The sequence below is a fragment of the Clostridium sp. genome (assembly GCF_021372645.1).
GTDB lineage: Bacteria > Bacillota > Clostridia > Clostridiales > Clostridiaceae > Clostridium.
In genome coordinates this window covers 1-7315 of record NZ_JAJFUC010000030.1, presented here as the reverse complement: position 1 = coordinate 7315, position 7315 = coordinate 1, and the positions used below count along the sequence as shown (strand labels likewise).

At 28.6% G+C, this 7315-nt stretch carries 7 protein-coding genes and 1 pseudogene; 7 read left to right on the top strand and 1 reads right to left on the bottom strand.

Going from position 1 to position 7315, the window contains the following annotated elements; translation table 11 throughout:
• The first annotated feature begins 522 nt into the window (after positions 1-522).
• Positions 523-687, top strand: a complete 165-nt coding sequence (locus tag LLF98_RS04845; RefSeq protein WP_291701414.1) for a hypothetical protein — start codon at positions 523-525, stop codon at positions 685-687.
• A gap of 313 nt (positions 688-1000) precedes the next feature.
• Here the strand turns inward: LLF98_RS04845 and LLF98_RS04840 are convergent, their stop codons facing one another.
• A complete protein-coding gene (locus LLF98_RS04840; protein WP_291701412.1) occupies positions 1001-1420 on the bottom strand; it encodes a DUF3842 family protein in 420 nt (139 codons plus the stop codon).
• 498 nt (positions 1421-1918) lie between these two features.
• Here LLF98_RS04840 and cbiM point away from each other — a divergent pair, with 498 nt between their 5' ends.
• From cbiM to LLF98_RS04805, 6 genes and pseudogenes are all read left to right on the top strand, one after another.
• Complete coding sequence (gene cbiM, locus LLF98_RS04835; protein ID WP_291701410.1) at positions 1919-2917, top strand: cobalt transporter CbiM; 999 nt, start codon at positions 1919-1921, stop codon at positions 2915-2917.
• 24 nt (positions 2918-2941) lie between these two features.
• Positions 2942-3736 (top strand): energy-coupling factor transporter transmembrane component T, encoded by a 795-nt coding sequence (locus LLF98_RS04830; RefSeq protein ID WP_291701408.1) that lies wholly within the window; start codon positions 2942-2944, stop codon positions 3734-3736.
• A 4-nt stretch (positions 3737-3740) separates the two neighbouring features.
• The gene (locus LLF98_RS04825; protein ID WP_291701406.1) at positions 3741-4469 is read left to right on the top strand and encodes an ABC transporter ATP-binding protein; all 729 of its coding nucleotides are present in this window, start codon (positions 3741-3743) and stop codon (positions 4467-4469) included.
• 247 nt (positions 4470-4716) lie between these two features.
• Entirely contained in the window at positions 4717-5325 is a 609-nt protein-coding gene (locus tag LLF98_RS04820; RefSeq protein ID WP_291701404.1) for an acetate uptake transporter, read from the top strand.
• Between the two features lie 567 nt (positions 5326-5892).
• A complete protein-coding gene (locus LLF98_RS04810) occupies positions 5893-6519 on the top strand; it encodes an IS607 family transposase (protein WP_291701402.1) in 627 nt (208 codons plus the stop codon).
• A pseudogene (locus LLF98_RS04805) lies at positions 6497-7315 on the top strand (transposase); the annotation flags it as partial. The gene LLF98_RS04810 and the pseudogene LLF98_RS04805, both read left to right, overlap by 23 nt.

Here is a 7315-nt window from a genome sequence, read left to right as displayed (position 1 = left end):
CATGATATTAAGTATTGGATTGTTATACATATATTATTCAATATTTATACATAAATTCAAAATATAACATTACATGAAATGCTGTGAAAATACAAGAAAATCGTACTTATTGTGTGTCTATTTTGGTTAGAGCACTCCAAGCCAGCAAGTAAGCAAGGGATGAAACTAATGAAAGAGCAATTTAAGCGTTTTGAATATAACTGTTAGGACAAATGATGGCTTGAGCCGTATGTGGTGAAAGTCACAAGTACGGTTCTTAGGGGGGAAAGAAACCGAGAGGTTTCCGACCTACCCGACATTAATTAACTCGCTAAAAGCGACAGCTTTGTCTTTATCCATAATATAAATTAAAATTAGTTTATCATAAATATGGATAGATTAACTATAAATTATGTGGAATTTAATAAATAAAATTTTAACAAACTTTAAAGAGTGTTTTTCAAGACAAGCCTCATTTGTAAAGAAGATAGTGTAACAATTCTTGTGGGTGATGGTGTTAAAGCTTCAAAAGAGGCTCGTAAGATGCCAGGGGTTAAAAAGCTACACCAAGAATCTGAAAATTCTTCAAAAGGAGAATATATCTTTGGTCATATGTTTGGTGGTATAGGGGTACTGGCAGGAAATAGTTCAAAGATGTTTTGTATTCCTCTTTTCATCAATCTTCAAGATGGTGTAAAAACTATCTGAAGCTGGATACAGCTGGAAGAAAAACATTATTCGCATTATGGCTAAAAATGCGGGTTTAAGCATAACTAAAATAATTAAAAATAAGCAGGTAGACCCTTCATTTTATGAGGATTTACAGGTTTCTTAATGATAAATAATTTTTGACTGTCCAGTAGTATATAAATATCAATTATTCAATGATTAAATATTTATGTTCAGCAATATTATTGTATATATGGTAAATATTATTTTACGCTAGGTTATCCTAAGAGGAGATAGGGATTTAGAGTTTGAATTTAGGATTTGAAAATTGATAAATATTATGGATTAAATGCTATAGTTTTATATTACTTTTTATATCAAGTACAATTTCTTCAAGTATGTCTTTGATTTGAAGGTTTCTTGTGCCTGGTATATAAATACCATGTTTCTGTAGTGGAAGTATATATTTAGTACAATCCATATTGAATATTGATGTGGAAATCATAGGGGTAATTTCTCCGTTTATACCACCGTTGCAAATTATTCCAATTGGACCTATTATACTATCAATTTTGTTTGTTTTACAAAATGAACAAATTGATCTTTCTCCGCTTATACCAACATTAGCACCCGATCTTACCATATTTGAGGTAGCAAATGTATTTGTACCGAGTGCAATGATATAAATGTCATGGTCTATTTCTTTACGAATTTTTTTTATAATAGTTTGTCCAAGCCCTGCTCCTTGTGCGTCTATTACAGCAATTTTCATCTTAATGCCTCCAAAAGTAGAATTTGTAATAAAATAATAATTATTTTTATATTCATAAGTATTATTATATAAATAAATTTGAAATATTTATATAATTTGCGTAATTTCCATTGTCTTTTAATTCTGGAAGTTCAAGTGTTCCAACTAATGTTAGTTTCTCACACTTTATATTAACATTTAGAGTTAAGTCCATGTCAAATGTATTTTGCAACAATAGATAAAGTATTTATAACATTATAAAAAATAGATTTAAAGTACAATTACAGCAATTTTTATGTAAATGCCCTTAAAGATAAAATTTATAATAAAAAATAAATTAATATTTACAGTTTATAAATTATATAGTATTATAAATTTGTATGCTACGAGGGTATACATTTTATATAAAATTTAATTAATATATTAATTTTGATTAATAACCACGAAGGTTGATTACTATAAATAGTTATCAATTTTTTTGTGGTTTTATTTTTGCCAAATTTCAAGGGAGGTATTAAAATGCATATTCCAGACAATTATTTAAGCCCATCAACTTGTGCAGTTATGGGAGCAGTAATGATTCCAATATGGACAAGATCAGTTAAAAAAGTAAAAAAGGAGATTACTAAAAAGAAAATGCCACTTATGGGTATAGGTGCGTCACTTTCGTTTTTAACAATGATGTTTAATATTCCGTTACCAGGTGGGACTACTGGTCATGCAGTTGGAGGAACATTGTTAGCTATTCTTTTAGGACCTGAAGCGGCCTGTATTTCTATAACTATAGCACTTTTAATTCAAGCATTATTATTTGGAGATGGTGGTGTCTTAGCATTTGGAGCAAACTGCTTTAATATGGCATTTGTTATTCCATTTGCAGGCTATTATATTTATAAGTTCTTAAAAGAAAGAATCAAAACAGTAAAAGGAGAATACATTTCAACTTTTATTGCTTCATATATTGGGTTAAATATTGCAGCATTATGTGCTTCAATAGAGTTTGGTATACAACCATTACTTTTTAAAGATACTTTAGGTATGCCATTATATTGTCCATATCCTTTGTCGATTACTATACCATCAATGCTTATTCCGCACCTTGCAGTTGCAGGAGTATTAGAAGCAATTATAACTGTTGGAGTATTAAGTTTCATAAAAAAAGTTTCACCTGACACTATATATGAAGGTTCTACTACAAAAGCAAAACCTATATATGGCTTAATAATAGCACTGATATGTTTATCACCTTTAGGATTATTGGCTTCAGGTACAGCTTGGGGTGAATGGGGAACTGATGAGATAAGTTCTGTAGTTACAGGTGGTAATGCATTAGGATTTGTACCAAAAGGTATGGAAAATGGATTTAGCTTTAGTACATTGATACCAGATTATTATATTGAAGGGCTTCCAGAGAGTTTTGGATATATTTTATCAGCAGTTGCAGGAGTTGCAATACTTTTAATAGCATTTAGAGTAATATCAAGTATGAGGAAAGACAATAAGAGTGTGAATGGCTAAACACGGTAAGAGAGGAAGTTATAAATGCCAGAGTGGCTTTTAAAGAAAGACAATTATATACCGCCAAAAGATAAAGACGCTTTTATAAATAAGAGTATTATTTCTATATTAGATGTACTTACAAGATTTATGAGACAAACCGAATATAGAACAAATAAACTTGAATTTAATGCTTTAATTAAAATTATTTCAACACTTGTATTAATTATTTTTGTATCTTTAACAAAAAGTTTTACATTTGTTTTAATTACTAATGTATCTATGCTTGTGCTAATTAATTTTTTTAAAATTGATGAAATAAAATATATTTTGAAAGTAAGTTCAAGTGTAGCAATTTTTACTTTTGTCATCTTTTTACCATCAATTTTTTTAGGATATGGGAATAATGCTTTAATGATTACACTAAAAATTTTAGTTTCTGTTGCTTCTGTTAACATATTAGCTTTTACTACCCAATGGAATGATCTTACATGTGCCTTAAAGGTTTTTAGAGTACCTGATATGTTTATTTTTGTACTTGATACTACTATAAAATATATTTTAGTTTTAGGTGAGTTTTCGTTAAATATGGTTTATGCACTTAAATTAAGGTCTGTAGGGAAAAGTAACAATAAAAGCACATCACTTTCTGGCATTGTAGGAACTATGTTTATAAAATCTAAAGAAATGGCGGAAGAAATGTATGATGCAATGGAATGTAGAGGATTTACAGGAGAATATAAAGTATATAAGAAGTTTAAATTAAAATTACCTGATTATATTTGTATTGTATTTAACGTAGCTTTTATAATAATATATTTTTACTTTGATAGGTTGTGATTTAATGATTGATATAAAAAATGTTTCTTATAAATATGATACTAAAGTTCTTGCACTAAAAGATATAAATTTTCATGTTAATGAAGGGGAAGCTATTGCTTTAATAGGTGTAAATGGAAGCGGAAAATCTACTTTAATGAAGCTACTTAATGGATTAATAATACCAGATAGTGGTAGTTATTTATTTGAAGGAGAAGAAATTAATTATAAGAAGTTGCAAAATGAAAAATTCTCAAAAGCTTTTCATAAGAAAATAGGTTTTGTTTTTCAGAATTCAGAGGTACAGCTCTTTTGTTCAAATGTTTATGATGAAATTGCATTTGGACCAAGGCAGATGGGTATGGATGAAGAAGAAGTGAAAAAAAGAGTAGAGGATACTTTAAAACTATTGAAAATTGATGAATTAAGGAATAGACAACCATATCATTTGAGTGGTGGAGAAAAGAAAAAAGTATCTATTGCTTCAGTGGTGGTTTTAAATCCAGATGTTTATATATTTGATGAACCAATGAATGGACTTGACCCTAAGACTAAGAGATTTTTAAAAGAATTTATGATAACTATAAATAATGCAGGAAAAACAATTTTATGCTCTACGCATGATTTTGAATATGTAAAAGGAGTATTTAAGAGAGCAGTTGTTTTTTCAAGTGATCACACTATTATTAGAGATGGTATTTATGATGAGATAATGAATGATACTACATTTCTATATAATAATAATATTATTTAATATATCAGTAAATATAACTTATATGGATTTAATTTATTAGGTTATTAATATTAGGATTAATATTAAATTTATACAAATATCAAAATTCAGAAAGACTATAGACCTACTTGAAAAAGTATACGAAACTGGTAAAATTATTACAAAAAATTTGAAATTTTGTATTAAATACGAAAAAATTTTGACAAAATGAAAATTATCTGGTAACTTATTTCTGTATAGAAAATAAAAGGAGGTCGTTCAGTCAATTATGGAAACAAAAAATGTAAAAATCGTAAACGCAGATCCGTCAGCACTGGGATTATTTGGATTAGCTATGGTAACTTTAGTAGCATCCTCTCAGAAGCTCGAGATTACCACGGGGGTTTCAAATTTAATTCCATGGGTTATTTTCCTTGGAGCTTTTGCACAGTTATTTGCATGTATTAATGATTCAAAACGTAATAATACCTTTGGTACAACAGCTTTTGGTGCATATTCATTATTTTGGCTTGGAATAGCTACTACATGGTTAATAAAATTAGGTTTCTTCGGGGAAGCTCTTGCAAAGGATGCAGATCCTAAACAATTAGGCTTTGCTTTGATCGGTTATCTAATTTTTTCAGTATTTATGACTATTGGAGCTGCAGAAACTCATAAGGTATTATTTATGATATTTGTTCTGATAGACTTCTTATTCATAGGATTAACATTAAACGTATTCAATATCATGCCAGAATTTACTCATAAGCTAGCTGCTTATTCAGAATTCAGCGTATCTATGATATCGTTTTATGGAGCAGGGGCAAGTCTTCTAAATACACATTTCAATAGAGTGTTTCTACCAGTTGGAAAACCATTTGGCATATTTAAAAAGTAATTTCTACAACTAAAAAGGGATTACAGGTATAAAGTTTACCTGTAATCCTTTAATATTTTTTTCAAAGCTGAAAAATTTATGTTTCTTAACATTTGTATAGTTTTAAAGCTGAAATTATAAAGAAAACGGGATACTATTTCAAACTATTGATTCACCTTGGCTCGAATGATATTTTCTAATTTACTACGCAGTTTTTCGGAATAAAATAACTAGAATGGTATGACTGTAGCTGTTTTGGGAAATATCGAGGCTCTCAAAAATTTCGACCTCAGATTACATTTATCTGGGCGATTTAGGACAGCTAATGGACCAGGTATGTATGCTGTCGGTGTTGCATGAAGTTTCAGAGAGGATGAAGAGTTATTAGAAAATGGCGCGAAAGTACTAGTTAAGAATCACATGAAGCTTGTTGAAATAATTTGAAAAATTTATAATAATCAAATAAAAAACTAAAAATATCTTATTTCAGAGGAGGATGACAATAGTTAAAGAAAATATGTAAAAATCTATAAAATTATATTTAATAACACTAAATTATTTATTATACTTATATTGAGGTGATAATTAATGAAGTATTATTCAATCGGTGAGTTTTCAACTTTAATAGGTAAAACTCCTCAAACATTAAGGGATTGGCATAAAAAAGGTTCATTTGTTCCACATCATATAACAAGTGGTGGTACAAGATATTATTCGCAGGAACAACTTAATCATTTTTTAGGTATCAAAGGAATTGAAACTAAAACTAAGAAAGTAATTGGATATTGTAGAGTGTCGAGCAATAAGCAAAAAGACGATTTAGAAAGACAGATAGAAAATGTTAAGACTTATATGATTGCTAAAGGATATTCTTTTGATGTTATTACAGATGTAGGAAGTGGGATTAACTACAATAAAAAAGGATTAAATCAATTAATAGATATGATAACTAATTCAGAAGTTGAAAAGATAGTAATTCTATATAAAGATAGATTATTAAGATTTGGATTTGAAATTATAGAAAATCTATGTAATAAATATGGAACTGCTATCGAGATTATAGATAATACTGAAAATACAGAAGAACAGGAATTAGTTGAAGATTTAATTCAAATTGTTACAGTTTTTAGTTGTAGGTTACAAGGTAAAAGAGCCAATAAAGCAAAGAAAATGATTAAGGAGTTGTTAGAGAATGATACTAGCGAAGAAAGTTAGAATTATTCCAAGTATAGAGTAGGAACAGAAATTATGGAAATCTGTTGGTACAGCAAGATTTATTTATAATTGGACACTTGCAAGACAAGAAGAAAACTATAAAAATGGTGGGAAGTTTATTTCAGATAATGAATTAAGAAAAGAAATAACTCAATTAAAAAAATCAGAAGAGTTTAAATGGCTTAATGAAGTATCTAATAATGTTGCAAAACAGGCTGTAAAAGATGCCTGTGAAGCTTATAAGAAGTTCTTTAAAGCATTAGCAGATAAGCCAAGATTTAAAAGCAGAAGAAAGTCTAAACCATCATTCTATAACGATAATATAAAACTAAAAGTAAAATCCAATATGGTTTTAATTGAAAAAGTAGATTGGGTTAAAGCAGCAGAGCAAATACCAATAGGTGTTAAGTATGCTAATCCAAGAGTAAGTTTTGACGGTAAGTATTGGTATATATCCATATGTATTGAAAAAGAACAACCAATAGTAGAATTGACAGACGAAAGTATAGACATAGATGTTGGAATAAAAGATTTAGGTATATGCTCCAATGGAATGAATTTTAAAAATATTAATAAAACTAAGAAAGTTAAGAAACTTGAAAAAAGGCTACGTAGATTACAACATAGGGTATCTTCCAAATACCTAAAAAATAAAGAAGGGAGTAAGTTTGTCAAAACAAGTAATAGTATAAAATATGAAATTAGAGAAAGAAATTAATGTCTTGTCAATATCAATTAAAAAGCTAAATGCCATAATATCAACAAAGCTTGGAGTTGTTATAGATAATGATGATTC

Coding starts and splice junctions, on each gene's coding strand:
- LLF98_RS04820 (WP_291701404.1), top strand. CDS start 4,717: ATGGAAACAAAAAATGTAAAAATCGTAAACGCAGATCCGTCAGCACTG.
- LLF98_RS04810 (WP_291701402.1), top strand. CDS start 5,893: ATGAAGTATTATTCAATCGGTGAGTTTTCAACTTTAATAGGTAAAACT.
- cbiM (WP_291701410.1), top strand. CDS start 1,919: ATGCATATTCCAGACAATTATTTAAGCCCATCAACTTGTGCAGTTATG.
- LLF98_RS04845 (WP_291701414.1), top strand. CDS start 523: ATGCCAGGGGTTAAAAAGCTACACCAAGAATCTGAAAATTCTTCAAAA.
- LLF98_RS04830 (WP_291701408.1), top strand. CDS start 2,942: ATGCCAGAGTGGCTTTTAAAGAAAGACAATTATATACCGCCAAAAGAT.
- LLF98_RS04840 (WP_291701412.1), bottom strand. CDS start 1,420: ATGAAAATTGCTGTAATAGACGCACAAGGAGCAGGGCTTGGACAAACT.
- LLF98_RS04825 (WP_291701406.1), top strand. CDS start 3,741: ATGATTGATATAAAAAATGTTTCTTATAAATATGATACTAAAGTTCTT.